This window comes from bacterium (genome assembly GCA_035281585.1).
GTDB lineage: Bacteria > UBA10199 > UBA10199 > DSSB01 > DSSB01 > DATEDP01.
Genome location: DATEDP010000155.1, coordinates 1 through 24949, shown reverse-complemented (window position 1 = coordinate 24949; position 24949 = coordinate 1). Strand labels below are relative to the sequence as shown.

Below are 24949 nucleotides of genomic sequence, written 5' to 3'. Positions count from 1 at the left end.
TTTTTGTCCGAGCTCTGGGCCATCACCGTCGCCCTTCCCCATGAAGCCGACGGGCTATTCTCGCTTTTTTCGCCGCGGGCCGAATATCGGGAGCGCGGCTTGCGAATCCGCGAGCTCGCCACCCCAAAACAGGACCTGCTTTTAGTGACCACCGGCATGGGACCGGAGCGCGCCGCCGCCGCGACCCGCATCCTGCTCGAGCGCTATTCGGTGACTCATCTGCTTTCCACCGGCTATTGCGGAGGCTTGGCCGCCGGCTGGAGCAATGGCGAGGCGGTGCTGGGCAATCCGGTGCGTTTCGCCGGTGGCACCGCCCACCAGCATCGGCCCGATCCGGCGCTGGCGGCGAAAGTCCGGGAGACCTTGCGCGATTTGGGTGAGCCTTGCCGCGAGGGCCTCATGCTTTGCTCACCCCAGCCGGTGCTCAAGACCGAGGAGAAGCGCGGCTTGGTGGAACGCGAAGGGGCGGTCGCGGTCGAGATGGAAAGCGGCGCCATCCTCGAAACTGTACGAATCTCGTCCAAAAAAATCGCTTCAGTCACCCTCCGATTTATCGTAGACGCCTTGGAAGACGAATTAACCGACACCGGACCCTTCTTGGGGGAGAACGCTGAAGTGAAACCGCTTCGCTTGGTTCGCGAAGTGCTGCGGCGTCCCCGGCTATTGAAGGATCTTCCCGATCTCGGGCGCAAGGCCCAGCGGGCCCGCGAGCGCATGAGGCGCTTCGTTGGCGCATTTTTTAAGGAGAAAATATGAGTTTATTTGCTCGGCGTTTCAGTCGTTTCACCCTGGCGATTTTGATGTTGACCGTGGCCCTGGCCGGTTGCGGCAAGGGTTGCCGCAAGGAAGCCGGCGAGGCGGCCAAGAAGGAAACCTTTACGCTCATCCCCGCCGACAGCAATGTTTTGATCGGAGTCGACTGGAAGAAACTTCAGGCTTCGCCGCTGGGACCCAAGATGACCGAAGGCGTGCCGGCCGACGTCCAACCCTATCTTAAGGATATCGATGGCCTGGTCCTGGCGATGAAGATCCAGGGCATGGAGCGCGACGCCAAGGATTTCCTGGGCATCGTCAACGGCAAGCTCGATCCGGCCGCGCTGCAAGCTCAATTGACCCAGCACGCCGAGAAGACCGGGACCACCGTTCAGGAGCAAACCTACGAGGGAGTGAAGATTCAGAGCACCGCCAAGGAGCCGGACTTCGGCACGGCTTTCGTGGAAGGCACCGCGATGTTCGGCAAGATCGAGACCCTCAAGAAGGCCATCGATCCGTCCAAGAAGAAGGGCGATTCGATCGAGAAGAACGCGGCGATCATGGATTTGGTCAAGGGCGTCGACAAGGGCAAGATGCTTTGGGCGGTCGCCGCCATTCCCGAGGGTTCGATTCCGGCCGGCGGCGCCGGCAATCCGATGGCCTCGCTCTCCTCGGTGAAGGCGGTCGATTTGGCCCTCGATTACGCCAAGGAGCTGACGGTCGACCTCGGCATCTTCGCGGCCAGCAAGGAAGACGCTCAGCAGATGATGACGATGGCCAATTCCTACAAGACGCTGTTCGGCGCCTCCTTGGCCAGCAAGAGCCCCGAGTTGGGCAAGATTTTGAGCTCGCTCTCGATCGATGCTAAGGAGAGCAAAGTGGTCCTGGCGCTCAAGCTGGATCAAGCGACGGTCGAGGAATTGGCCAACAAGGCCAAGCAAAGCGGCGCGGGTTTGGCTCCGGCGGTTCCGGTCGAGGGTGGCGACGCTGGCGTTCCGCCGCCTCCGCCATCGCCGGCCGCGGCTGAATCGGTGCCTTCGGCGCCGCAATGATAACCTATTGATTTAATTCATTAAAAATATGTATTGAGTCGGCGAAAGTCCATCTGCTAAGGATGCCACTCCATTTTGCGTCGGGAGAGGTGGCCGAGTGGCTGAAGGCAACGGTTTGCTAAACCGTCATAGGGCCTTTAAAGCTCTATCGAGGGTTCGAATCCCTCCCTCTCCGCAGTGAGCGGAGCGAACGAGGAGAGATTGTGAAAATCAGGAGGTCTCGGGTGCCCTTTGGGCAGAGACCTCCTCTCACAAAGGATCCCGAGACGTGAGTCTCGGAATCCCTCCCTCTCCGCAGTAAATTTTAAAAAGCGCCCATAGCTCAGCTGGATAGAGCGTTGGTCTACGAAACCAAAGGTCGCATGTTCGAATCATGCTGGGCGCGCAGAAATTGAAAAAGGCCTTCGGGCCTTTTTCAATTTCTGGGTGTTCCATCTGTGATTGGATCATTTTCGACAAGCAGTTCTCCGAAGGAGAACAATGTGATGATCGTCGAGACCGGGTGCCCGTCGAAGAGGCCAAGCGCGCATTAATTGATGCAATCCCCAAATACGTTTCCATGGACGACCGCAAGGCCGAAAACTTGGTCGGTGCTGTCGCAATAAATAGTGTCGAAATGGCCATAATAGAATTCATCGCCGGAATAGGGCCCGGTGTCGTCATTTGTAACATAGACCCCTTGGCCTTCCGTCTCGCTCGGCCCGCCGAAAAAGTAATCTTCGCTTTCGCCTCCATAGATGAGCGCGTAATCCCGAATATTCCCGGAAAAGGCGTCATTGCCGTTTCCGCCGCTCAAGTAGGCATACTGCAAGAAATAGTCGTGGAATTCATCGTTTTGGTTTCCGCCGTAAGCCTCGCCATTGAAATAATTCGATGAGGACCCAAGGTAAAATTTGTCTTTCCCATCGTCACCGTAGAGAGCGATGCCATCGCAGCCGACCACGTCGAACACATCCCCGCCACTTCCCCCATAAACTTTGCACGAGATATCGCAGCTATCGGGAATCGAGACGGTGAAATCGTCAGCTCCGTCAAAGCCGTAGAGCTTGATAACGGTGTTCGCTGAAGAATCGCATTTGGAAGAATCAAGATTCAGCTCTAGGACGCCGTTTCGGGTGACGAAAATCGTTCCGAAAAGGGCAAGGGTAAACGTGTCACTTCCGGAAGTTCCGTAGACCTCATAAGTAGTCGCTCTTCCAAAGGTCGGGAAAAGAAAAAGAAATAGCTGCCCGAGCAGCAGGGTGACGATCCATTTCATGGCCCCCTCCTTGTACGCACCGTGCGTAATTTTGTTACCGGCCCTTAGGCTTGTCAACCATTGGTCCAAATAAACGCCGCAACCTTGAGTAAGCCGCACGCGGAGAATGTTGGGTGGAGTTAGCTTGGTGGTGCGGAAGAACCCGCTTCGAAGGATGGGTCCTCGATTTTAAACAATTTAAACACGTTTTCTTCCCCACAAACCTCCGTCATAGTTTTTTCCAGCCATAGTGAGGTTTTATGAAAGGTTTTTGGAAGTCGGCGCTTCTTGGTTTTTTTTTGGCCGTCTGGAGTTTCGTTCCTTCAGCCCACGCGCTGGTCTTTGAAGTGACCCGGACCGACGATCCTCCGCCGGACGGCTGCGATTCCGGTAACGATTGCTCGCTTCGGGAGGCGATCCTCGCCGCCAATGCCAACGACGGCGACGACGCCATCTCGCTTCAGGGGGCAATCTACCGATTGACCCGCTCGGGCGCCGATGAGGACGCCGCGGATACCGGGGATCTGGATATCGACGACGGGGGGAACGCCACGACGATTTCCGGCGTCGGCGCTGATTCCACCATCATCGATGCCTCGGGGCTCGGGGACCGCATCCTCGACGTTCCGAACAGCGCCGGCCAGACGGTCAATCTCACCGACCTCACCTTGCAAAACGGCGACGCCGGGGGGGCCGACGGAGGCGCCATCGCGGTTTCCAGGAGCTCCGGCGGCAACCTTTTGAACATCAGCGATTGTAAAATACTCGATAACCAAGCCCGGGACGGGGGAGCCATCTGGGGACAAAACCACGGCAATCAAGGATTGGTCCTCTTGCGGTCCTTAGTCCAAGGAAACATCGCTTCGCGGGATGGCGGCGGACTATGGACTCGAAGCGGTTTTTCGCCCAGCCTCGTCGACAGCGCCCTGGACGACAACGAAGCCGGCGGGGACGGAGGAGGGGGCTACATTCGGGAAAACAACTCGATGGAAATCCGAAACAGCACGGTTTCCAACAACACGGCGGCCGGAAACGGCGGCGGTCTGTGGTTGGACAGCATGACCGCGGACCAGGGCTTCCTCCCTTTCTTGGTCAACAGCACCCTTTCGGAAAACCACGCGGGAAACAAGGGGGGAGGCCTGCGGCTCGGCGCCTTATCCTTGAATGTCCACAATGTGACGCTCACGCGGAACGGCTCCACTGCGCAAGGCGCCGGCGTCTATGTCGAGTTCGAAGTCGGCTCCGTGGAGGTCGCCAACTCCATCATTGCGGGAAACGACAGCAATTTTCTCGGCGCCGATTGCTTCGAGGAGGAAGAGGCGTCACAGACTCCCCCCAACGTGAGCTCTTTGGGATACAACTTGTTCGGGGACGTCTCGGCTTGTAGTCTTTTCTTGGGGCCCGAGGATCAAGCGGGACTCGGGTTTTCGGCTCTCGGGTTGGGCGTCCTGGCGGACAACGGAGGCCCCACCTTGACGCATGCCCTGATGGAGGGATCGCCGGCCCAGGACGCCGGCGATCCGAGCGGCTGCTTGGATGCGGAGGGGATGGAGCTGAGCGCCGACCAGCGAGGGGAGACTCGCCCGGGTGGGTCACGCTGCGACGTCGGCGCCTTTGAGCTGCAGGAGCAAGCGCCCGGAAACGGGGGCGGTGACGAAGGCGAGGCAGGCGGCGGGGACGATGATGGCGACTCTGGAGGCCAAGAGGACGCCGAAGGGGGCGGTTGCTCCCTTGCTGGGAGCGGCGCGGCGGAAGGAGTCTGCTGGATGCTTGCCTTCGCGGCGGTTCTGATGTTTCGGGTGAGGGGTAGCGATGCAAACCGAGGAATTCCAAAAAATCGTCCGCCGGGGATTTGACGAGGCCGCCAAAGGCTACGGCTTTTGGCCGGACATGGAGGGGCGGCCCAAAAGGTTAAGAAAATGCGGAGGTCGAAGAAAATGCCGTCGCCCTTATCGGGACCCTTAGGCCGGAGGATCGGGAGATCTTGCAAACGCCGAGATTTGTTGGCACCCCGCCGCCAAAGAATGTATCTTCCGATCCCGAAGGAGAAGAGAACATGGGAGCATATGCCAAGGGCTGTCTACTTTTCTTGTGTTTCGCTCTTTTCGCCGGTTGCGGGAACGATTCGCCCGCTCCCACGGACGAAACGCCGGTGCTAAAAGCGTCGACCGGCTCCTTTGCCGTCGATGGCCAAGGAATGGTTCGCCTGTCTTTGGCGGGCATTCAAGGCAAGGCGGTGTCCGCCGACGGCAGCCAAAGCGTCGGCACCGCCGAGTTTCTCAATGCCTATCCTTTCAGCGCCGACTCTCCCAGCCCGGCGGGCCTCGTCTTCGGATCCAATCGTCAGCGGATCGACCTCATGCTCGCGAACCCGATTTACGACTCGGCAAACGCCAATTTGCAATTCGACGTCTCGGGGGTCGATCCTCAGGGTCTGCCGCCCAGCATCGACACCGTCGAGCTCCGCCTCGAGTCTTGCCCCGATCAAAATTACGTCTGCGCTTGGAGCGACATCACGGTCTGCGATAGCTCGATCGGACCGGTTGGAACTTGCTGGCAATGGCTCTCCCTATCCTGCGACCCTTGCGATTGCTCGGCCGACATTCAACTTTGCGCCGAGGCAAATCCACAATGCTGCCCCGACCACGGCGGCTGCTTGCCCGCCAAGATCGTTCCGCCCCCCCAAGGGTTGCAACGGTATTGCCTGTAGCCATAATGAGCCGGTGGAAATGAAGGTTCAGGGAGCTCGGCGGCTCCCTGAACCTGCCGCCAACCGCTTTATCGACGATACCCGTCATGGTTGATCCCACGAAAGCCGCTGTAAGAAGCGTCGGGATCGAATGGCACTCCGTCGAGAGAGATTAATCTCGTTTCGCTTTCGAGAATGGTGCCGCCAAAATCAGCCGGCGCGTCTTGAATCAGGACGTCCAATGAGCCGTCGCCGTCGGCGTCTCCGATCACGGGTGTCCCCGCCCAATTCACGTTACCGTAGCTGAGAAGAGGGGATCCGCTCTTCCCCGATAGGACTTGCAGGTACGACGGATCCGGCGGGCCGGTAAACCCCGGCAAGAGATGCGCCACCCAGATGTCTTCCGTCCCATCGCCGTCGGCGTCCGCCGTCACCGGGGATGAGGTCACGGGCAGGTCCAAAGTCGCCGACCAAAGGGGCGCGCCGTCCTTTCCGCGGAAAGCCGCGACCACCGACTCGCGTTCGAAATAAGTCTCCGGAAGGCTGAAATTGAATGCGCTCCCCGCAACGACCACGTCGTAGCCTTTCTTGCCGTCCAGATTGACGAGAACCGGATTGGAAACGATGTATCGCGGTGTAATTGTTCGGCGCCACAGCTCGTGGCCCCAGAAGGTGAAGGCGGCGACGTTGCCGCACATGTCGGCGGCGACGACTTCAGGCAGATGGAGTATCCCGCCCGTGATGTCGCCGATGACCGGGGAAGGAATGTAGCCGCCGCTGTCACAAGCCGTCGGAATCTCGGCGATGGGAACGAACTTCTTAAACGTCCGGTTATAGATCAGGAAGTGCAAGCTGCCGGGCAGGGTTTCGCCGCCGGAGCCAAAGACCACAAGGATATTGCGCGGGTCCTGCCCCGCGGCAACGACCGCCGCGGAGGAGTAGACTTCCGCTTGGTTGGGTTCCGCCCAACGGGCCAGCAGCTCACCGTCGGTGTTGATGGCCAAAATGCCGCCGGGATTGCGGGGGCCGCCCACGTCCTGTTCGCCGCCGCCGCCCGTCGTCACGAAAAGCAGATCGGGGTGCTGCGGCACGCCTACCGGAGCATAGATATTTCCCATGGGCGCGTCGGGATGTTGATCGGTCAAGGCCCACAAGCGCGAGCCGTCAACGCCCGACAAAGCGTAAACGTCTTCAAAGCGCCCGGCGGTGATGATGTCCAGCGTGCCGTCGTCATTGACGTCACGGCAGATTGGATGGGAAAAGCCCGCGGTCCCCGGTGGGGTGGTAAAGACGGGAGTTCCCGTCGCCGGATCAATGACGTTCATGTAGCTGAGATCCCCGAAGCCGGGGAGTGGCCATGCGGCGGGCACGATGGCTTCGTCTTGACCGTCGCCGTCGAGATCGCAGTAGGTCGGCGAGCCCTCGACGCCGAAGCCCGGCAGCTCCGCTACGCTCCAAGCGTCGGTGAGCGTCGTTCCGAACGCCGAAGTGAATGTCGTTGTCGCCACAGCAATGGCTGCGACAAACGCTATCTGGAATAATCGATAACTCATGAGATCCTCCCTTTCAATTTTTAGTCACGGCCCCAATCCGCGTCGTCGCGGCCGCAGGCGATGTCGTCGAGCGCCTCGCGCGCCTCGTGCATCATTTCCCGCACGATCCTTCCGGCCGGCAGAACCGAACGGATCCTGTGCGATCCGGCGCCGGCGGGTAGCCCCATCTCTTCGAAATCGCCCTCGGTTTCCGGATCGGGGACCACGGCGCTGAACTTCGGCATCGTGTAAGGAACCCGCAAGGTCAGCGGGAAAAGCACCGTCGTGCCGATCGTCGCGGGCGGCGGCGGAGGACTGGGGATTTCATCTTCCCGTCCCGCCCATTCGTTCACCACCCGGTTTCGCAGCACCCGGTAAGGCTCGTCCGGGAGCTCGGGGCCGAACATCGTGGTGCTCACGGTCTCGCCCCGGCCGGCGTTCGCGACGCGGCGCTTGTATTCGGGGTGGGCGTGGGCTTCCACCGACGCGATCAAGCGGCTTCCCACCCACACGCCCTCCGCGCCGGCGTGCAAAGCGCGCGCGGCGTCCCGGCCCGTGACGATGCCTCCCGAGGCCAGCACCGGTTTGCGCGTATTCCGCAAAATCTCGCGCAACAGCTCCCGCAACGGAGTGGTGGTGTTGCGGTTGTGCCCGCCGGCTTCCGATCCCTGCGCCACGATCCCGTCCACCCCAAGGTCCAAGGCATCCATGGCCTGTTGGAAGGACGGCACCTGCGCCCACACGCGGGTGCCCACCGCCTGCAACTGCAGGACCCAGTCGCGCTTGGGCAAGTCGAAGTGGAACACGACCAGGGAGACGCGTTCCGCCGCGGCCACCTCGATGTGAGCATCCAAGGTGCCGGGGCCAGCAGGGGTATCGACCACGCTGAAGTCCACGCCGAAGGGCCGATCGGTGAGCTGGCGAATTTGCTGGATGAGGATCTGGGTTCCGGGCGGGGGTTCTATCGCGTTGCCCAGCACGCCCATGCCGCCGGCGTTGGACACGGCGGCGACGAGCTCGGGCATGGCGACAAAGCCCATGCCCGCGCCCACGAAGGGCCAGCGTATCCCGAATTCCCGGGTCAGGCGGGTATGGAGGGAAAGGTCGGTGTCATAGCCGGCCTTGACGGACGAGGGAAGGATGGCGCTGGTTGCCAAGCTCATGCCGCCGATGCCGAGCACCTCCAGCGCCCGGCGCCGGCTCATTGTTTTCGAGGAGTCGTCGTTGTCGTTTGCCATGGGAAACCTCCGCTTTTCGTATCGAAAACATACAGTCCAAGTCGTTCGCCGACGTCACCGAAATGGGTGATTTTCACTTGGAGGGCAGTAGCTTATTGAGCTACTATAACTTTTCAGGATTCGGCTTGGATGGCGCGTGAAAGATACCCCCACAAATTTTACTCCCACCGATGCTTGAGCGCGTCACTGCATTCTTCCGAATGATGAGAGGGCGATGCGAAATTTAGATTTTCAGGAAAAAGCGGCGGGAAACATCCTGCGGGCCGCCTATGAAGCTTCCTCATGGGAAGATTTCAACGCCCAGAGCCTCTCTTCTTTCCATGATCTTTTCGACACCAGCTTTTTGGTTTCTTTTCGATCCGACGAACGGGGGCCCCTGATCGCGAACCCGGAAGCCCAAGAAGCTCAGCGCATGTGGGCGGAGCAATTTTACCCCGACGATCCCATGGTCGCGGCCACTCACAGGCCGAACCAAGGGATCCTGCAAGCGTCTCGATGTCCGGAGTATAGGGCATTCTTGAAACATCCCGTTTATCACGAGGTGGGTCGACGCCATGGCGTCCATGATTACCTCCTGCTCCATCTCAGCGATGTCATTCCTTACCAGCCGGGCTCCGTTTATCTCTTGCTGGCCCGGAACCACCGGCAGCCCAGCTTTAGCCGGGAGGAGCTGTTCAAGGCAGCGAGCCTGATGCCGCCGCTGAAGTCCTTGGCTAGGTGGATCGATCGCGTGAATACCTTGCAGGAATCCTGTTCCATCATGGAGGGAAGCCTGGACTCGGAGAAACGTCCCAAGATGGCTTTCGACATTGATGGCAAGGTGCTCTGCGCCTCGCGGGATGCCGAGAAAATGGTTGGATGCCAAGACCGCGGCCGTTTTCGGATCGCGAAAGAGCTCCTCGCGGCGGTGCGGAAATTTGGAAATTTGGCGAAAGGGCAAAACGGCGAAGCGCCACCTCCCGCCGTCACTCTCTTCGGGGAAAATGCCCGACCGATCCAGGTCACGCTTCGCTTGGCCAAAACCCGCTCCGGAAAACCTTTCGTCTTCGCCGAGATCGAGCGCCCCGATTCACTCCCTTTAGCTTCACAGCTCGCAGAAACGGCCCGGCGCTTCGGCCTGACCGCGGCGGAATCCCAAGTTCTCGGCCTGCTGGCGCGGGGACTTTCCGACCGCGAAATCGCGCAACGGCTCTTCGTTTCCCGGGATACCATCCACACGCATTTGGGACACCTCTTCGGCAAACTGGACGTGCGCTCGCGTTTGCAGGCGGCGCTGCTTGCCTATGGACTTCCCCTGGAAGGCTGGCAAGGTCTCACCCCATGGAAGCGCGAGAGCTGAAAACAAACCTCGCCACCTACAGGAGAAGGCAATGAGTTTCTCCTGCCCGCAATCCTCGCACGGGACCCTTAAGAAACCGTGAGCCAGAGCACAATTTTTTTTTGCCTCTCGACAACCCTGCCGGTTTCTTCCAAAATTTTGCATCCGGGGGGAAATATGAAAAACCTATCGCCTGTTCGGGTTATTTTTTTTAGCCTAATCCTTTGCGTTTTTTGGGCAGCTTCGGCCCTGGCCGGAAGCGGGCTGAAACCTTGGCCCTTGCTGCTGCAGCCCACCCAACGCTTCGTCCTCTACGGGGCCGCCCAAGACCTGGTCTTTGACCGCACGACGGGGCTGATTTGGGAAAGGACTCCCAGCGGGACCTCCAACGTGAGTTGGACCAATGCGGTCAACGGCTGCATCCACAAGGCCTACCCGGGTGATATATTTACCATCGGATCCACCCTTGGCTGGCGCCTGCCCTCCGTCGAGGAGCTCGGCAGCCTGCAAATGCTGACATTTTATGACGACCATGGCGTAGGAACCGACGAATTCCAGTATAGCCCCGCCTCCGACCTTTTTCAGAACGTCACCGGGGGCTACTGGACCTTTACCACTTACCCATTTTCCGGCGTCGGGGCCAACGTCGACCAGGCTTACCAAATCCATTTCGGCACCGTGAGCCCGGGCATTAATCAGGACAGCAAGACCGACAGCACCGCCAAGCAATGGTGCGTCTACGGCGGATCCAATCCCGTCCAATTCCTCCACACCAACTAAGCCATCGGCTGGAATATGAGGGAGGATGATATGGGAAATAATCAGGCTCGAACTTTCGGGAAACTCTTGGCCCCGGTGTTTTCATTCCTCCTCTTGGCTCTGGCACCCAGCTCCGCCAAGGCCGTTCCCTGCTCGGTGGAATGCGGGATTTGCGGCGATTTCCTTTGCGATCCCTGTTCCGAAGATGCCTCCAATTGCGCCGAGGATTGTTATTGCGGCGACTCGCACTGCGATGCCACCGAAACCGCCGCCATCTGCCCTCAGGATTGCATTGACAGCGTTTGCGGCGATTTTATCTGCGACCTAAACGAGGATTGCCCGGCCGATTGCGACGCGGCGGCGGAGCCGTCCTGCGGGGAGGTGTCGATCTGTGGCAATGGGATTTTGGAAGCCGGCGAAGCTTGCGACGACGGCAACCTCCTCGACGGGGACTGCTGCAGCTCGAGCTGCGCTGCCGAAACCGGAGCTTCCTGCGAGGACGGCGATTTTTGCAATGGCGTCGAGGTTTGCGATGCTTTTGGTATCTGCGCCGCCGGCGAGGAGCTGGTTTGCGACGACGGCAACGCCTGCACGGCCGAAGTATGCGATCCCGGCGAAGGCTGCCAGTACCAGAGCGTGGTCTGTCCCGACGACGCCCTCAGCTGCACCACCGCAATTTGCGAACCGGCCTTTGGTTGTGAGCAAATGCCCGATCATCGCTTCTGCCAGGAGCTTCTGGGCCCCAAGGCCAAGTGCCAGCCGGCTAAGAAGGGGAGCGATCCTTTGACTGGCTGCGTGCGGAAATAAGCCACGACCGAAGGCCCAACGAGGTAAGGGGGAAAATTCAATGAAATACTTAGTGATGGGGGTTATCGCCCTCGGCATTCTCGGGCTTGGAATCCATTCCAATTTGCACGCCGACAAGACCAAGGTTCCGACCTTCGAATGCTGGGACGAAGCGAATCAGCCGCTGACGCCGTTCCTGTACCCCAATTCCGACGACAAAGGCCGGCTCGATGTCACCGCCGGCGCGGCTCGGTGCCGGATACACTTTGCCGACTTTCAAGGATGGGTGGCTTGCGTCGCCATGGAGCAATCGGGAAAGCCCATGGGCGGAACCCAGCTATTTGCCGATGAAAGTCCGGTCTATGAGTTTCGACCCGGAGTTGGACATACGACCTTCCAGTCGTTCAACTATCTTTGCGGGGAATTAGGGGATCTGCCATAGGGATCGGGCTGATCCTCATAAACGAGGGCATGAACCTTCAGCTCGGGAAAATCCCGGGCGAGGTCGGCGAGCATGGCGTCCTTGGAGCGCGCCCGCTCCCAAACGAGACCCATCGATTTTTGGGTGGCGGAAATCTTGACGGTGGAGGGATCGACGCCCGGCCGCGAGCTCAGCCATTGCGTCAACCGCTCCACGGTCGATTTCGGCAAAGGGCCGATGATCTTGAAAACCGCGAATTCCAGGCGGGCGGGATCGGCCTTCGCCTTTTGCACCGCTTCATAGGAATAGACGGCGGAGCGGTCGTCTTCGTGGCAGAGGCCGCAGGGCATTGCGACGCGGGGAAACAGCGCGAGCCCCAGCATGGAGAGCGACAGCCATCGGGCCATTTTCATTTCGTCGCCTCTTTCAAGTAGGCGAGGAGTTGATCCAGTTCCTCGCCGGTCAGCGGCACCTTGGGCATCTGAGTCTTGTATTCCTCCTTGAGCTTCATCGCGATGGGATCGGTCTGAGTCATGGTGGTGGGATCCGGGATGTACTGGCGAAGCCAAGCCTCGTCGCGACGCGAGAAGAGGCCCTTGAGGTCGGGGCCGGTCATTTTGCCCTTCCCGATGCTGTGGCAGGTATAGCAAGTCTTGGTCTTGAACAATTTGGCTCCGGGCATGTCCTGCAAGCCAGTGGGAGCGGTGGCCGCCGGCGCGGGACTTGGCGCCGTTTCGGGCGCTTTGGGCGGGGACGGCGGAGGCGGCGCCTCGGCCGGCGCCGGCGATTGGCCCGAAGTGGCATCGATCGCCCCCAAGGCGCCGTGGTGGGCATCCGCGAACTCATGGTCGACCAGGACGTATTTCCCGGCCTCGGGAATGACGAACTCGATGACCGCGCCGTTGGAGGCTCCGAGCAGGACGGTTTGCAAGCCGCGCCATTGATTTGCCGGATTGCCGTCCAGCCAGACCTTGTCGAAGATGGTGCCGATCACATGGAAGCTCGAGGTATCGTTCGGCCCGACGTTGAGGACGAAGAGCCGGACCCGGTCCCCGGGCGAGGCCTTGAGCCCTTCGGTCAGGTGGCGATTCACTCGGCCGTTGAAGGTGACGTAGCTGGGTTGCTTTTTCTCCACCTTGTCCATGTCGATTTCGTAGACGCCGTCCGTGCCCGGCTGGTCCTGAAGGTAGAATTCGGATTGAACCACCGCGTATTCGCGGTCCACCCGCCCGGGCCAGCCTTCCTTGGGATCGACGATCACCATCCCGTACATGCCCGCGGCCAGGTGCTGGAGGACCATCGGCGTCGCGCAATGATACATAAAGACGCCGGGATAGTTGGCAGTCCACTCGAAGCTGAGGGTCTGGCCCGGATCGATCGAGCGGTACTTGTCCTGGGGCGAGACCATCGCGGAATGAAAATCGATGGAATGCGGCATCGGTGGCACCAGCTGCACCGACTCGGTGCTTCGGTTGGTGAGCGTGAACTTGACCTTGTCGCCTTGCCGGACCCGGATGGTGGGGCCCGGAATGTCGTCTCCGAAGGTCCAGCCGTGGAATTTCACCCCATTGTCCAGTTCCACCACCTTGTGGGTGACATCGAGGCGCACTTCCTTCACCGGCGAAGCGTTGACGATGGGCACCTCGGGCAATTTCGCGACCGATCCTCCCAAGAAATACCTATCCCCCTTCGGCAAATCGGCGCCGACCTTCGAAGGAGCTGCGCCGTAGTCGGTCCCGTAACGGGGACCGAGATCGCCGGGACCTGTGCAGGCGGCAATCCAGCCGATGGCTAGAAATAGGGCGGGGATTGCAAGTCTTCTCATAAGGAGTCCTTTCTTATGAATGACGTATTCAACAATACGATTCCCGGCATTTTCCCGATATGATCCAGATCATAGGGGCAAGAGCCCCAAGCTGCTAAATCGAAAAACAAGGATGGCGATCGAAAAATCCATTAAAAACCTACTAGTGGAACCGTACCGGCTGCTGTTCGCGGGCGGCTCGCTCTATGCGGTCTTGTCGATGGCTATCTGGTTTAGCTGGCTCCATCTGCTCGACCATCAAATTCCCTGGTTCGGTTTTCGGGTCGGCCCCAGCCAGTATCACTCCCACGTCATGCTCTTCGGTGTGATGGGCTTCTATGTCTTCGGCTTTATCCTCACCGCATTCCCTCGCTTCGTTGGACAGCCCCATCCTTCGGCCGGGGCCGTTGTGGCATGGTGCATGGGGTTGGTTGGCGGACAAATCTGCTTCTTTTTGGGAGCCACCCGCGATCCAGCCTGGATGTGGCCGGCGGCTGGATTGGAGGGCCTGAGCTATCTCTTTTTGCTAGGCTTCCTCGTCAAGACCTACCTCCGCTCGGGGAAATGCCTCGAGGACAAACAGCCGCGCTTCCTGCTGCTCGCCCTCGGTTTCGGCACTCTCGGGCTTCTGCTTTCCTACGCTTATTATGCAGCGGAGGGCAGCTTCACCTTTTACACGCTCAGCATTGAGCTCGGAACTTACGGTTACCTCTTTCTTTTAGTGGTCGGCATCACCTACCGCATCGTTCCCTTCTTTGCCGGGCGGGTGATATCAGGTTACGAGGGCCGGCGAGGCGCTCATACCTTGGCGGTCGTCACCGCGCTCATCCTGCTCCGAATCTTTCTGGTCACCCTGTGGGCGGACACGCCGCGGCAGCACTACGCAGCCTGGGCGATCAACCTGGCCCTCTTGGTGGTCTTGGCGATGGAATGGCTGCGCTGGAAGCCATGGCAAGCGAAGGAAACGCCGATCCTCTTCGTCCTTTTTCTGGGGCTGTTCTGGATTTTGGTCTTCTTGGGGTTTTCGGGGTATGAATTGGGCTACCACCTGGCCCACCGCGAGGCCGCAGTCTATCCGATCTTGCGGACTCCCGCCCTCCATGCTCTCTACATCGGCGCCTTCGGGACGCTGATCTTGGCGATCAGCACCCGCGTAGTGCGCGGCCACGGCGGGGCCCCGATCGTGGCGGACCGCTATACTCTTGTCGCGCTGCTCTTGATGCAGGGGGCCGCCCTTTGGCGGGTCCTCACCCCGGTCTTTTTTGGAGCTTCCGACAGCCTTTGGTTGCGAAATTACTGGGCCGGCTTACTCTGGTGCATCGCCTTTGGAGTATGGGCCTACCGTTACCTGCCGTTTCTGTTTCGGCCGAAGCCGCCAACGTCGGCCTGATTCTTACCGCTACTGGCTTTCTTTTGGAGCCAAGTTAAAATTGTGGCTCCATCAAAAGGGACATCTTGAAAGGAGCCAAGCATGAAACGGATTACATTATCGCTGTTTGCCGCCGTTGCCATGGTAGCCGGCCCTGTGAACCCCCCACTGCCCGACCTGCTGGCTCAGGGTGTTGTATGGATCCAATGGCGGGTCGAGAACGTCAATATCGTCCCGGTGTTTGGGCAGGGGGCCCTCAACGTTTCGCCACGGGTCGGGCATCTCCACGTCAATGTGGACGACCTGCCTTGGTTGTGGGCCGATGCCAGCAACATCAATACGATCGACTTGGCCGGCTTGCCGCCGGGCCCGCACAAGATACGAATCGATTTGGTGAATGCCAACCATCAGGTCTTTCCCGGACAGTCCAAGACGGTGAACTTCACGGTACCTAAGGGGGCTGCTGGTCACTCTCACTAAATGGCGCTATTTTTTTCTCAGTTGGAAGCAGAGGCGCTCTGGCCCGGGCCGCGCTTACCGGCGATCAGCAGCCACGAAGCCAAGGCGCTCGCCGCGGCGAGGCCGGCCGCCAGCCAGGAGACCAGGCGAAAGCCCTCGACAAAGGATTCTTGAATCGCCTGCCGAATGCCCGCTTGGGTGCCCTTTCCGAGAGTATCGGGAATCCTAATATTGGCCAAGTCGCCGCTGTGTCCGAGGACTCGCGCTCGCTCTTCCGGCGGAATCGGCATTGCACTCAAACGCCCGGAAAGATTGGCTTGGAAAGAGCTCAGCAGAAAAACCCCGAAAACCGCAACGGCAAGCAGGCTGGCGGTGCGGGCAACGGCGTTGTTGATGCCGGAAGCGACACCGACGTGCCGTTCCTCGACGGCGCCCATGACGGTGGTCGTCAGCGGCGCGACGCTCAAGGCCATTCCCAGGCTCATTACCGTCACCGCCGGAAAGAAATTGGCCCAGTAATTGCCGGCCTGGGGCCCCGGCAAGGCGAACAAGGCAAAGCCGGCGGCGGCGACAAGGGGGCCGACAACAAGCGGAAGCTTCGATCCAAAATGATCGACCAAGCCGCCGGCCCAGCGCGAGAGCAGGAACATCGTCAATACGAACGGCAGCAATGCCGCACCGGCGGCGGTTGGGCTATAGCCTTGGACTTGAATCAGGTTGAAGGGCAGGAAGAAAAGGATTCCACCTAGCGCGGCATATAAGAAGAAGGTCAATAAATTTGCGCCCGCAAACGTCGCCGAGCGAAACAGTCCGAGCGGCATCATGGGGTCCCGGCGCCTCGCTTCGACCGTGAAAAATCCGGCGAGCGCCGCAAGGCCAGCGGCGATGCTGACGGTGACGACCGGGGAGGTCATGCTCCGGGTGTTCGATTCGATCAGGCCGAAAACGATGCCGGTGAGCCCGAGGGTTGCCAGAGCTCCACCCAAGAAGTCCACTCCCTTGGCTTGCTCGTCTCGGCTTTCAGGGACTTGACGCCACGAGATCAGCAATACGGTCGCGGCGAGAGGAAGATTGATAAAAAAAATCCAACGCCACGAAAACGTCTCGACGAGCCAGCCACCCAAGATGGGACCGGCCCCGGCCGCGATTGAAGTGAAGGCCGACCAAGTCCCGATGGCCCGGCCTCGTCGCTGTTTCGAGAAATTGGCGCTGATGAGAGCCAGGCTTCCCGGCACCAAGAGGGCTGCCCCCACGCCTTGGGCACCGCGGGCGATGATGAGCTGGATCGCGCTCGGGGCGATTCCGCACCAAGCCGAGGCGAGGCCGAAGAGCAGGGCGCCGGCCGAAAAGACTCGCTTGCGACCAAGGCGGTCGCCGATCGAACCGCCGACCAGAAGCAAGGAGGCGAGCATGAGCGCATAGGACTCCACGATCCACTGCGCTTCCGAAACGCTGGCTCCGAGCTTGCTTTGGAGCACCGGAAGGGCGAGGTTCACCACCGTTCCGTCAATGAAGGTGATGCTGGAGCCGAGGATGGCCGCCGCCAACACCCAAGGCCCCTTGGCCCCGCAATCCTTGACCTCCGGGCGAGAGCGCAGGATCGCTTCATTGCAAGGGTCTCGAGCGTCGCTGAGCATTTCGGCTTCCTTTGCGCGGCCCATTCTAGGGCGCGGGCACCGAACCTAACAGCGAATTAATCGCCCCATGGTGCGGGGAGAGGGCAATCCGGCTTCCTGGCCGCGCTTAGGGCTTGCTCGAAGGCGCGATTTGAGCCTAGGTTCAAACGAACGATTATTCGGAGTTTTCTCGCCTGGAAGAGTCATCCCGACCGCCGAAATGCCACGAATTGGGCGCCTTGATCCTTTGCTACGCCCTGGCCCTCCTGCCTCCCTTTCTGGTGGAGCTTTGGCACGATTATTCCGGCGTCTATTACCTTTACGCCAGCCGCTGGAACTACATCTTCAGCACCTCGCTGCTGATCCTCTTGTTCGCGCTGGCGTTGGCTTGCTTGACCCACTACGCCGGGCGCTTTCGCCGCTTTCTGTTCGTTTTATTGATGCTGGCTCTGTCTTTCTTGGGCACGGTCAATCTCATTCATGTCGCCCTATACGATGCGCCTATTTCGGTCGGCGCGGTCGACGCCTTGCTGGGGACCGATCTCCACGAAGCGATCGAATACCTCACCTTCCATTGGACCAAGGGAGTGATGCTGTCCTTGGCGCTTTATGGCGCCGGCGGTTTGGCCATGGTGCTGGGAATGTGGCGGTTGCTCGGCCGTCCTCGTTGTTGCGGCCGTCGCGACCATCGCTGGGCTTGGCCGGCCCTATTGGTCTTGGCCGCGGTGGTTTATCGATTTCCCGGCATCGCTTATTACCATGTCGAGGCTTTCCAAAAGAAAGCGCTGTGGTCCCGGATGGCCGAGCTCAACCGCCAAGTGCCCAGCGTCCGCATCTTCCACGACATCGGAAATTGGCTGGCCTATCGCCAATGGCTCGAGCAGACCCAGCAGGTCCGGGTCGGCAACAACTACGGCGCGGCCTTGGTCGAGGCCTCGCGGCCCCGGACCGTCGTGATCGTGCTCGGCGAGTCGCTGCGCCGCGACCGGATGAGCGTCTACGGCTATCACTTGCCGACCACTCCCCGCTTGGACGCCAGGCGCAAGCAGCTCCTGCTGTTCAACCGGGCTATATCGCCGTCCAATCAAACCGTCCCGAGCTTGACCAAGATGCTGACGACCGCCACCATCCATGAACCCGACCGCTTTCTGACCGAGCCCTCCATCCTCAACGCCGCGAAGAATGCCGGCTACCGGACCTATTGGCTGTCGAACCAGGGCAGGGTCGGGGTTTTCGATTCTTTGATCTCCCTGATCGCCCACGACTCCGAGACGACCATCTTCACGAACACCGAGTTCTATGGGACCGTCTACGACGAGGCCCTGCTCCACCCCCTCGGTGTCGTCTTGAAGGAGGAGTATCCGCATAAATTCATCGTGCTGCACACCTTGGGATCCCATCAAAATTACCGGAACCGCTACCCGCCCGAAAACTCCCATTTTAGCGCCGAAAGCTATCTCGATGCCTGTTCCACCCCGGAAGAGGCCCAAACGCTGGCCGAGTACGACAACAGCGTGCGCTACACCGACGAGGTGCTGGGCGAGATTTTGCAGTTGCTGGAAAAGCAGCCCGACAGCGTCCTGCTCTTCGTCAGCGATCACGGCGAAAGGCTGTTCGACAAGGAGGGGAGCGCCTGCGGCCATGGCTTTCCCGAGCCCCGCCGGCTGGAGTTCGACGTGCCCTACTTCATCTGGTGCAATGGCGGCTGTCCCAAGGCCTGGAAGCGTAGTCAGGCCCGGAACCGCGACGTCGCCTTCAGCACCGAGAACCTTTTCCACACCGCGGCCAATTTGCTGGGGCTGGAGATGGAGGTCTACAAAGCCCAGGACGACGTCTTGAATCCCCGTTACTTGCCGGCGCGAAAGCCCCTGATCATCGACGTCAATCGCCAAGTCCGGCCGTATTTTTCGCTGCCTTAAAAAGAGCTGCCCATCTTGAAGAAGATCAAGGGTCCTTCGCCGCCGTAACCGGCCTCCAGCCGCATCAGAAGCTTTTCTCGCATCAAGACGCTCAGGCCGCCGCCGACCGAGTATTTCCAATCGTCGAAGGAGAAATCCGAGATGCCCGGAAAGACCCGCCCGGTGTCGACGAAAACCACCCCGTCGATGAAGGAACCCTTTTGATCGTCCCAAACACTCGAGTAGGTCCATATCGGAAAACGATATTCAGCGTTGAAGAGAACGCTGGACTCGTCGCGAAACCTTCCGACTTCGAAGCCGCGCAGGGGGGAGTAATGGTCCAAGTCGGTGAGCAGGTTGAACGGGATCGTTCCGCCGCCGGTCGGCTGTTGGAAGGCCCAGGCGTTTCGCAGCAGCAAGACATAGCGCGGCGCCCAAAGGGGGATGTATTGCTGGATGTCGATCTCATATTGATTGAAGCTGAAGGATCCGGCGCTCAAGTCCTGGAAGCGGGTGAAACGGAAGGAGCGGTATCCGCCTTTGAGCGGATAGATCGGGTCGCTGCGGGTGTCGTGGGCGATGCCGAGCCCGGTCACGAAGTAATGGGTGCGTTGTTGGAAGCCCGGCAATTCCGAAGGCGGGAAGACGTCCTGGACCGGCGGGGCCGAATCGCCGCCGGCCCCGTGGGCTTTCGCGGTCATGAATTGAAGCGGCACCGTCATCTTTAAATGGGGCAGGACTTCGTAGCTTAAATTGACGCCGGTGCTCAGTTGGTCGTAAGCGTATTCGCCCTCGGCTTGCTCCGGCGTATCCGAGCCGATTCCGAAGTAGGCGGCTTCGTTCCGATTTCGGAAATGGGCGACGACCTCATATTGAAAGGGCCGGCCGCCCAATTCGATGGGATTGCCCGAAAATACCAGGTTGGCTCGGTTATCGACGTCGAAAAAGAAAGTGTAATCGAGATATAAATCTCCGGCCTTGAAGATGTCGTCGATCCTCAGGCTGAAACCGAGCCCGAAACCCTCGCCGCCGCCGGTCTGGAGGATCGGAAAGACCGAAAACTTTTTCGGCTTGGGCTCGCCTTGGCGATGTTTTCCCATCCACTTGCTCTCGACCGCGCGGATGCCTTGGATGAAAGGCCAGGTGATGCCTTGCATGACGTAGGCCGGAATCTTCAGGGGAAAGAGAAAATATTGTTTCCTTTTGGCCGAGGGCGGCGAGGTGATGGTCACCAGCGGCTCGGGCGACGGCGTCGGTGAAGGCGAGGGGACCGGGGGTCTGCCCGCCGCCGGGCCCGAAAAGAGGCAAAGCAATAAAATGGTTCCCAGTGCTTTACGCATCGTAACGCCGTTTCAACCCCAGCAAGCGGAGCTGGCCGTCTTTCTGAATGACCAAGTCGATGATCGGACCGAAAAACTTCCGATCTTGAGCCCGAGTCTGAAGCTGCAGCAAGTATGGCTTTCCGGGATGGAGGCGCTCGACGACTTCGGAAGGCAGAGTCAGCGAATTGACGGCGGTCTCGGTCCAAGGCATCGCCACGTAGACGCCGCGCTCCTGAAGAACCCGGAAACGGTAAAGCGCCGAGCCGGCCGGCCGCATCCCCGAGGTCACCGCGAGGTCCTCGAAGTCGAGGCGGACCCCCTGGGCTTGAGCCGAGAGTTTAAAGTTGTCGAGCGGGTTCATGGCCGTAAACCAGTGATCGCGAATCTTGTTTCGGCGCTCGATCAGGGTCTTGGTCACGTAGGCCTCGGCCCGGGGATCGGAATACCGGCCCTCCTTCACGATGAGCGCGATTTGCTGGTCGCTCAAGCGGGTGAGGATTTTGGTGGCCCAAAAGGCGTCGCGATCGGTCGTGTTTTGGAAGGGTGGATAGGGGTAATGGGGACGGAAGGTTTGAGGCTTGAAGTATTTGGATTCGAACAAGCCGACCGAAGGCATTCCCGGATCCGCTATTTTCTCGTCATTCCGCCGGTAACCGCCGAGGGTGACGGTCGTTGCCAAAACCTCGCCGTAGTTGAACTCATAGTCTTGATAGTGGAGCTTGGACTTCGGCTTGACCGTGGCGCTGCCCAAGGAATTGCCGAAATCCATCATGTGGTGCTTGACGTAGCCCTTGCCGCCGGGCCCGGTTCGGATAAAGGAGTCCAGCGAGTTTCCTTCCCGGACGTCGGTGTTTCCGATCAAAGCCGAGAAGTATCGATATCCCCGGATCTCCCGGCGATGCTCGTGGGGGATGCGGTCGTTGGCATCGGCCCGCCGTCTTCCGCGAACCGGGAATGGCCCGATGATTTCCCCTTCCAGCAAGCGGCTGGCGACGGCCCGCAATTTCCCATCGGACGTTCGAGGGACGTCGCGCAGCATTTCGTCCAGCTTTTCTTGATTTAGAGAAACCTTTTCGGTGAGTTCAAGGATCGTCGGCGAAAAATTGACGATATAGGTCTGGGCCACGTTGTAACCCATCGCATAGATGATGCGGGTTCCGATGACCTCGGCGGCGGTCATCATTTCCAAATGTTGGGGCGGGTCGAATTTCAGGAAAAATTTCTCGCCGGCCGGATCCTCGATGAGAAAACCCGGGCTGACCCCGGCTTTCTTGGCTTGAATGATCTTCCAGGGGCCGCGAGGGTCGGGACCGTTTCCGGGTCCGGCTCCGCGAAGCTCTTCCGCCGGCAGCTCTCTTTTCCCCAGTCGGTTGGTGAACCAAGTCGAGTCCGCCACTTCATCGAAGTTGTTGGTGTTGTAGGCCTCTTCGAGCGGCGCGGCCCCCAGGGCGTGCAAGGCTCTTTGACCGCGCAAGGGCACGTCGACCAGCCGCTCGAGCTGATAGAAAAACTGATACTGAACGCCGTCGGCGATGCTGTACTCACGCCGGGTCTTGGGCTTGTCGATGGGAATTCGATCGTTATCCTGGAGCCAACGGGTTGCTGGATAGCGAACGACTCGGGTCGGGGCGCAGGCCGAAAAATGACCGGCGCTCAAGGTGAGTAAAAGAATCGGGATGCAAATTCGTTTCATGGCGAATTGCTGTCCAGAGGCCCAAACGCCCATTTTCACGCATGCCGCCGAAGGCTCACAACCTATTTTAAATCATATTTTTCGTCGCCAGCTCCGCCTTGCCGGCCGGCCGGTCCGCGCGTAACCTATTTCGATGCTTGGTGGAGGAACGCCCATGTCCGCAAAATTATTCAGCGCCGCCGTATTGCTGGCGCTTGTATTGAATGGAATGTCCCCTTGCCAAGGGGCCGATAAACCCAAGGCGCCGCCGCCGACCTCGGAAAGCCCGGCCGCCGCGCCCCCCACCAAAAGGGTCGTAGGACCGCTCAGCCCGGCCGATGCCCAGGCCTTGGCGACCATGAACGATCGCCTGAAGGAATACATCGACCTCCACGTTAAAATCGAAGCCACCCTTCCCAAGCTCGGCAAGGACGCGACTCCCCAGGAAATCGACAAGAACCAAAGAGCCTTCGAAGCGCAGATGCGCAGCGCCCGAGCCAATGCCAAGCCCGGCGATATTTTCACGCCTGAAGCCCAGCCGGTCATCAAGCGCTTGCTGGCCCAAGTGTTCGGCGGTCCCGAAGGACGGCAATTGCGGGCCTCGATCATGGACGAAAACCCGGTCGGGATCACGCTTTCCGTGAATGGCCGCTATCCCGACAACGTGCCTTTGTCGACCGTTCCGCCCGAGGTTTTACAGACGCTTCCCAAGCTGACCGAGGACATGGAATACCGCTTCATCGGCGACCGGCTCATCTTGCTGGATACCCACGCTCACATTGTGGCGGATTTCGTCAATGATGCGATGCCGAAGTAGAGGAGAGCGCTCCAATGCATCACTTGAATTTTCACCGTGCCGTTTTGATTTGGCTCGCGATGCTGGCGGCTCCGGTCCAGGCGGAGCCCGACGTTGCCTTGCCGAACAAGGAGGGATCGGTGAAATTCGCCGTCCTCGGCGATTTCGGCACCGGCGCCAGCACCCAATATCAGCTTGGCGAGCAGATGGCGAAATTCCGGGAGGGCTTTAAGTTCGACTTCGTGGTGCTGGTCGGCGACAACCTCTACGGCAGCGAGCGGCCGCAGGATTTCCAGAAGAAGTTTGAAACGCCTTATAAGGCGCTGCTCGATGCCGGGGTGAAGTTCTATGCTTCGCTGGGCAACCACGATTCGAGGGAGCAGCGTTTCTATAAGCTGTTCAACATGGACGGGAAGCTCTATTACACTTTCAGCCCCAAAACCGACGTCCGCTTTTTTTTCTTGGAGAGCACCTATCCCGAGCCCGAGCAAATCAAATGGGCCGAAGGCGAGCTCAAGTCCTCGAACAGCGATTGGAAGATCGCGGTGTTCCACCACCCGCTGTACTCGTCGGGCAACCGGCATGGATCGGACATCCGGCTCCGCGAGGCCCTGGAGCCGATTTTCATCCAAAACAACGTGAGCGTGGTCCTCACCGGCCATGACCATTTCTACGAGCGGATCAAGCCCCAGAACGGGATTTACTATTTCGTCGTCGGCTCGGGCGGCAAGCTTAGGTCGGGCAATATCGACAAAAGCTCGGGATTGACCGCCAAGGGTTTCGACACCGATCTAGCCTTCATGGTGGCCGAAATCGTGGGCGACGAGATGTATTTCAACGCGGTTTCACGGACCGGGAAAATCGTGGACTCCGGCGTTTTGACCCGCCGAAAACCCGTCAAGTGACCGTAGATGTTTCTGGAGCATGTCCTGCCGGGACTTCCATATTTCCGTCTTCGAAGGTGTCACTTGAAGACTTCCGACGATGGCGGCGACTGGTCGAAGCCATCGTTGACTCGCAAGAAGGACTTGAGGCTGCCGAGAATCTCCAGCTCATTGCCTTGGCCGGCGTTCTCGGGCGGAAGTGGGAGATCGAACTCGCCATAGGCCGTGTCGCTGTATAAGTTGTTGGGGCTGTTGCTGCCCTCGGCCCCGACGATCAAGGCTCGCAGCGTGTTGAAATCGCCGGTCGGGAAGGCGTCGGCCGATCGGGCCGCCACCAAGTATAGGTCAGAGAAGGCGCTGTTCTCGAATTCGGCGCTGATCAACTTGAGATCCAAGTGATTGTGGGAGCTCGGTCCGACATGATCGGCGTCGGAGAAAAATCTCACGGCGCCGGAGGCCAGGACGCCGATGCCGCATTCCTCGAAGCGATCCCGAAACGAGAACATCGCCAAGCTGTTGCGCTCGGTTGTGATATCCAGTGGAAAGGGGATGGGAGCGCCGGAACCGCCGGTCAATGCCATCCCGATGATGGTGCCGGCGGACGCCGGACGATACAGGTTATGGATCGAAGTGATCGAGGTCGAGGAGTCGTGGACGGCGTCGGGCCGGCTCACGCCGCCGTTAGCATCGACTCCGCCTTCGAATTTATTTTGATGGAGCAGGACGTCGATATGGGAGCGGGCCGCGAAATTGATCGCGAAAACGCCGGAGCCGCCGCGGCCGGCCCGGTAGACCGAATGGCTTATCTTGGCCGACAGCACGGAATCGGTATCGGCGCCGGGCGGGTTGCCGAGGTTGAGATTACGGGTGATGACCGCGACTCCCCGGCCGCTGGGGCCGTTGGGCACGATGCCCGAGAAATTGGGGTTATCGAGCTCGCATTGATGGATCTCGGCTGCGACCGAATCGTTTTGCGAGCGCGGTGCGACCTTCACGAGGTTGCCGCGATTGCGCGAGCAGCAGCGCTGGCGCGCCGGATCCGGGACATTGGGCGGAGTGCACATGGTCGCGTCGTCGGCGGTGCAAAGCCCGCCCGGCCCCATGTCGAGGTCCCGGATCAGGAGATTTTCGACCCTCGAGCCATCTCCCATGACGACGATGTCGCCGACCAGGCCGAGAGTGGCTTGAAGGACCGGCGCCGTGTCCGGCGCCAATCCCTCGGGATAGCCATTTCCGTCATACTCCATGACCCCTTCGCCACGGACCGTGGCTCCGTCAGGGACGGTGAGAGTCGTGCTCACCTCATAGGTTCCGGCATGGACCAAGATCCGCTTGCCGGCATTG

At 59.8% G+C, this 24949-nt stretch carries 22 protein-coding genes and 2 tRNA genes; 15 read left to right on the top strand and 9 right to left on the bottom strand.

Annotated elements, in window-relative coordinates; translation table 11 throughout:
* Positions 1–3: 3 nt before the first annotated feature.
* The 4 genes from VJR29_13890 (at position 4) to VJR29_13875 (ending at position 2190) form a co-directional block, all read left to right on the top strand.
* Positions 4–756 carry a hypothetical protein gene (locus VJR29_13890; GenBank protein ID HKY64494.1) on the top strand — a complete coding sequence of 251 codons (753 nt, stop codon included), beginning with the start codon at positions 4–6 and terminating at the stop codon, positions 754–756.
* Positions 753–1805 carry a hypothetical protein gene (locus VJR29_13885; protein HKY64493.1) on the top strand — a complete coding sequence of 351 codons (1053 nt, stop codon included), beginning with the start codon at positions 753–755 and terminating at the stop codon, positions 1803–1805. The genes VJR29_13890 and VJR29_13885 overlap by 4 nt, the downstream gene beginning before the upstream one ends.
* Before the next feature lie 83 nt (positions 1806–1888).
* A tRNA-Ser gene (locus VJR29_13880) sits at positions 1889–1980 on the top strand.
* 136 nt (positions 1981–2116) lie between these two features.
* A tRNA-Arg gene (locus VJR29_13875) sits at positions 2117–2190 on the top strand.
* Positions 2191–2334: 144 nt separating this feature from the next.
* Here VJR29_13875 and VJR29_13870 read toward each other — a convergent pair.
* The gene (locus VJR29_13870) at positions 2335–3063 is read right to left on the bottom strand and encodes a hypothetical protein (GenBank protein ID HKY64492.1); all 729 of its coding nucleotides are present in this window, start codon (positions 3061–3063) and stop codon (positions 2335–2337) included.
* Positions 3064–3302: 239 nt separating this feature from the next.
* Between VJR29_13870 and VJR29_13865 the strand changes: the two genes are divergently transcribed.
* Positions 3303–4898, top strand: coding sequence for a CSLREA domain-containing protein (locus VJR29_13865; protein ID HKY64491.1), 1596 nt, complete (start codon positions 3303–3305; stop codon positions 4896–4898).
* Positions 4899–5098: 200 nt separating this feature from the next.
* Positions 5099–5752, top strand: coding sequence for a hypothetical protein (locus VJR29_13860; GenBank protein ID HKY64490.1), 654 nt, complete (start codon positions 5099–5101; stop codon positions 5750–5752).
* A 68-nt stretch (positions 5753–5820) separates the two neighbouring features.
* On the opposite strand, the gene VJR29_13855 is transcribed toward VJR29_13860, so the two are convergent.
* Positions 5821–7284 (bottom strand): hypothetical protein, encoded by a 1464-nt coding sequence (locus tag VJR29_13855; protein HKY64489.1) that lies wholly within the window; start codon positions 7282–7284, stop codon positions 5821–5823.
* A gap of 20 nt (positions 7285–7304) precedes the next feature.
* On the bottom strand, positions 7305–8501 hold the full coding sequence (locus VJR29_13850) for a nitronate monooxygenase (GenBank protein HKY64488.1): 1197 nt from the start codon (positions 8499–8501) through the stop codon (positions 7305–7307).
* Between the two features lie 214 nt (positions 8502–8715).
* Here VJR29_13850 and VJR29_13845 point away from each other — a divergent pair, with 214 nt between their 5' ends.
* The 4 genes from VJR29_13845 to VJR29_13830 all read left to right on the top strand — a co-directional run bounded on the left by VJR29_13845 (position 8716) and on the right by VJR29_13830 (position 11806).
* Positions 8716–9840 (top strand): helix-turn-helix transcriptional regulator, encoded by a 1125-nt coding sequence (locus VJR29_13845; protein HKY64487.1) that lies wholly within the window; start codon positions 8716–8718, stop codon positions 9838–9840.
* Positions 9841–10098: 258 nt separating this feature from the next.
* A complete protein-coding gene (locus tag VJR29_13840; protein HKY64486.1) occupies positions 10099–10599 on the top strand; it encodes a DUF1566 domain-containing protein in 501 nt (166 codons plus the stop codon).
* 30 nt (positions 10600–10629) lie between these two features.
* The gene (locus tag VJR29_13835; GenBank protein HKY64485.1) at positions 10630–11385 is read left to right on the top strand and encodes a hypothetical protein; all 756 of its coding nucleotides are present in this window, start codon (positions 10630–10632) and stop codon (positions 11383–11385) included.
* 40 nt (positions 11386–11425) lie between these two features.
* Entirely contained in the window at positions 11426–11806 is a 381-nt protein-coding gene (locus tag VJR29_13830; protein HKY64484.1) for a hypothetical protein, read from the top strand.
* Here VJR29_13830 and VJR29_13825 read toward each other — a convergent pair.
* Complete coding sequence (locus VJR29_13825) at positions 11773–12198, bottom strand: hypothetical protein (protein ID HKY64483.1); 426 nt, start codon at positions 12196–12198, stop codon at positions 11773–11775. The genes VJR29_13830 and VJR29_13825 overlap by 34 nt on opposite strands.
* Positions 12195–13610: a multicopper oxidase domain-containing protein gene (locus tag VJR29_13820; protein ID HKY64482.1), complete on the bottom strand. Its 1416-nt coding sequence runs from the start codon at positions 13608–13610 to the stop codon at positions 12195–12197. Before VJR29_13820 ends, VJR29_13825 begins: the two co-directional genes overlap by 4 nt.
* Before the next feature lie 145 nt (positions 13611–13755).
* On the opposite strand from VJR29_13820, the gene VJR29_13815 reads away from it, so the two are divergent.
* Both VJR29_13815 and VJR29_13810 read left to right on the top strand, forming a co-directional pair.
* Positions 13756–14979: an NnrS family protein gene (locus tag VJR29_13815; protein HKY64481.1), complete on the top strand. Its 1224-nt coding sequence runs from the start codon at positions 13756–13758 to the stop codon at positions 14977–14979.
* A gap of 135 nt (positions 14980–15114) precedes the next feature.
* Positions 15115–15438 carry a DUF6130 family protein gene (locus VJR29_13810; protein HKY64480.1) on the top strand — a complete coding sequence of 108 codons (324 nt, stop codon included), beginning with the start codon at positions 15115–15117 and terminating at the stop codon, positions 15436–15438.
* 17 nt (positions 15439–15455) lie between these two features.
* Here the strand turns inward: VJR29_13810 and VJR29_13805 are convergent, their stop codons facing one another.
* Positions 15456–17054 carry an MFS transporter gene (locus VJR29_13805; protein ID HKY64479.1) on the bottom strand — a complete coding sequence of 533 codons (1599 nt, stop codon included), beginning with the start codon at positions 17052–17054 and terminating at the stop codon, positions 15456–15458.
* Positions 17055–17263: 209 nt separating this feature from the next.
* Here VJR29_13805 and VJR29_13800 point away from each other — a divergent pair, with 209 nt between their 5' ends.
* On the top strand, positions 17264–18952 hold the full coding sequence (locus VJR29_13800; protein ID HKY64478.1) for a phosphoethanolamine transferase: 1689 nt from the start codon (positions 17264–17266) through the stop codon (positions 18950–18952).
* Here the strand turns inward: VJR29_13800 and VJR29_13795 are convergent.
* Positions 18949–20271 carry a BamA/TamA family outer membrane protein gene (locus VJR29_13795; GenBank protein HKY64477.1) on the bottom strand — a complete coding sequence of 441 codons (1323 nt, stop codon included), beginning with the start codon at positions 20269–20271 and terminating at the stop codon, positions 18949–18951. The genes VJR29_13800 and VJR29_13795 overlap by 4 nt on opposite strands.
* The gene (locus tag VJR29_13790; GenBank protein ID HKY64476.1) at positions 20264–21946 is read right to left on the bottom strand and encodes a hypothetical protein; all 1683 of its coding nucleotides are present in this window, start codon (positions 21944–21946) and stop codon (positions 20264–20266) included. The genes VJR29_13795 and VJR29_13790 overlap by 8 nt, the downstream gene beginning before the upstream one ends.
* Positions 21947–22100: 154 nt before the next feature.
* On the opposite strand from VJR29_13790, the gene VJR29_13785 reads away from it, so the two are divergent.
* Positions 22101–22742: a hypothetical protein gene (locus VJR29_13785; GenBank protein ID HKY64475.1), complete on the top strand. Its 642-nt coding sequence runs from the start codon at positions 22101–22103 to the stop codon at positions 22740–22742.
* 14 nt (positions 22743–22756) lie between these two features.
* Complete coding sequence (locus VJR29_13780) at positions 22757–23626, top strand: metallophosphoesterase (GenBank protein ID HKY64474.1); 870 nt, start codon at positions 22757–22759, stop codon at positions 23624–23626.
* Between the two features lie 59 nt (positions 23627–23685).
* Here the strand turns inward: VJR29_13780 and VJR29_13775 are convergent.
* Positions 23686–24949, bottom strand: a 1264-nt coding sequence (locus VJR29_13775) for a hypothetical protein (GenBank protein HKY64473.1), incomplete at its 5' end; no start/stop codon positions are given.

What these genes read in the sequence shown, in the direction of transcription:
- VJR29_13820 (HKY64482.1), bottom strand. Translation starts at nt 13,610, where the DNA reads ATGAGAAGACTTGCAATCCCCGCCCTATTTCTAGCCATCGGCTGGATT.
- VJR29_13850 (HKY64488.1), bottom strand. Translation starts at nt 8,501, where the DNA reads ATGGCAAACGACAACGACGACTCCTCGAAAACAATGAGCCGGCGCCGG.
- VJR29_13860 (HKY64490.1), top strand. Translation starts at nt 5,099, where the DNA reads ATGGGAGCATATGCCAAGGGCTGTCTACTTTTCTTGTGTTTCGCTCTT.
- VJR29_13780 (HKY64474.1), top strand. Translation starts at nt 22,757, where the DNA reads ATGCATCACTTGAATTTTCACCGTGCCGTTTTGATTTGGCTCGCGATG.
- VJR29_13885 (HKY64493.1), top strand. Translation starts at nt 753, where the DNA reads ATGAGTTTATTTGCTCGGCGTTTCAGTCGTTTCACCCTGGCGATTTTG.
- VJR29_13790 (HKY64476.1), bottom strand. Translation starts at nt 21,946, where the DNA reads ATGAAACGAATTTGCATCCCGATTCTTTTACTCACCTTGAGCGCCGGT.
- VJR29_13865 (HKY64491.1), top strand. Translation starts at nt 3,303, where the DNA reads ATGAAAGGTTTTTGGAAGTCGGCGCTTCTTGGTTTTTTTTTGGCCGTC.
- VJR29_13825 (HKY64483.1), bottom strand. Translation starts at nt 12,198, where the DNA reads ATGAAAATGGCCCGATGGCTGTCGCTCTCCATGCTGGGGCTCGCGCTG.
- VJR29_13795 (HKY64477.1), bottom strand. Translation starts at nt 20,271, where the DNA reads ATGCGTAAAGCACTGGGAACCATTTTATTGCTTTGCCTCTTTTCGGGC.
- VJR29_13830 (HKY64484.1), top strand. Translation starts at nt 11,426, where the DNA reads ATGAAATACTTAGTGATGGGGGTTATCGCCCTCGGCATTCTCGGGCTT.
- VJR29_13835 (HKY64485.1), top strand. Translation starts at nt 10,630, where the DNA reads ATGGGAAATAATCAGGCTCGAACTTTCGGGAAACTCTTGGCCCCGGTG.
- VJR29_13870 (HKY64492.1), bottom strand. Translation starts at nt 3,063, where the DNA reads ATGAAATGGATCGTCACCCTGCTGCTCGGGCAGCTATTTCTTTTTCTT.
- VJR29_13785 (HKY64475.1), top strand. Translation starts at nt 22,101, where the DNA reads ATGTCCGCAAAATTATTCAGCGCCGCCGTATTGCTGGCGCTTGTATTG.
- VJR29_13855 (HKY64489.1), bottom strand. Translation starts at nt 7,284, where the DNA reads ATGAGTTATCGATTATTCCAGATAGCGTTTGTCGCAGCCATTGCTGTG.
- VJR29_13805 (HKY64479.1), bottom strand. Translation starts at nt 17,054, where the DNA reads ATGCTCAGCGACGCTCGAGACCCTTGCAATGAAGCGATCCTGCGCTCT.
- VJR29_13845 (HKY64487.1), top strand. Translation starts at nt 8,716, where the DNA reads ATGCGAAATTTAGATTTTCAGGAAAAAGCGGCGGGAAACATCCTGCGG.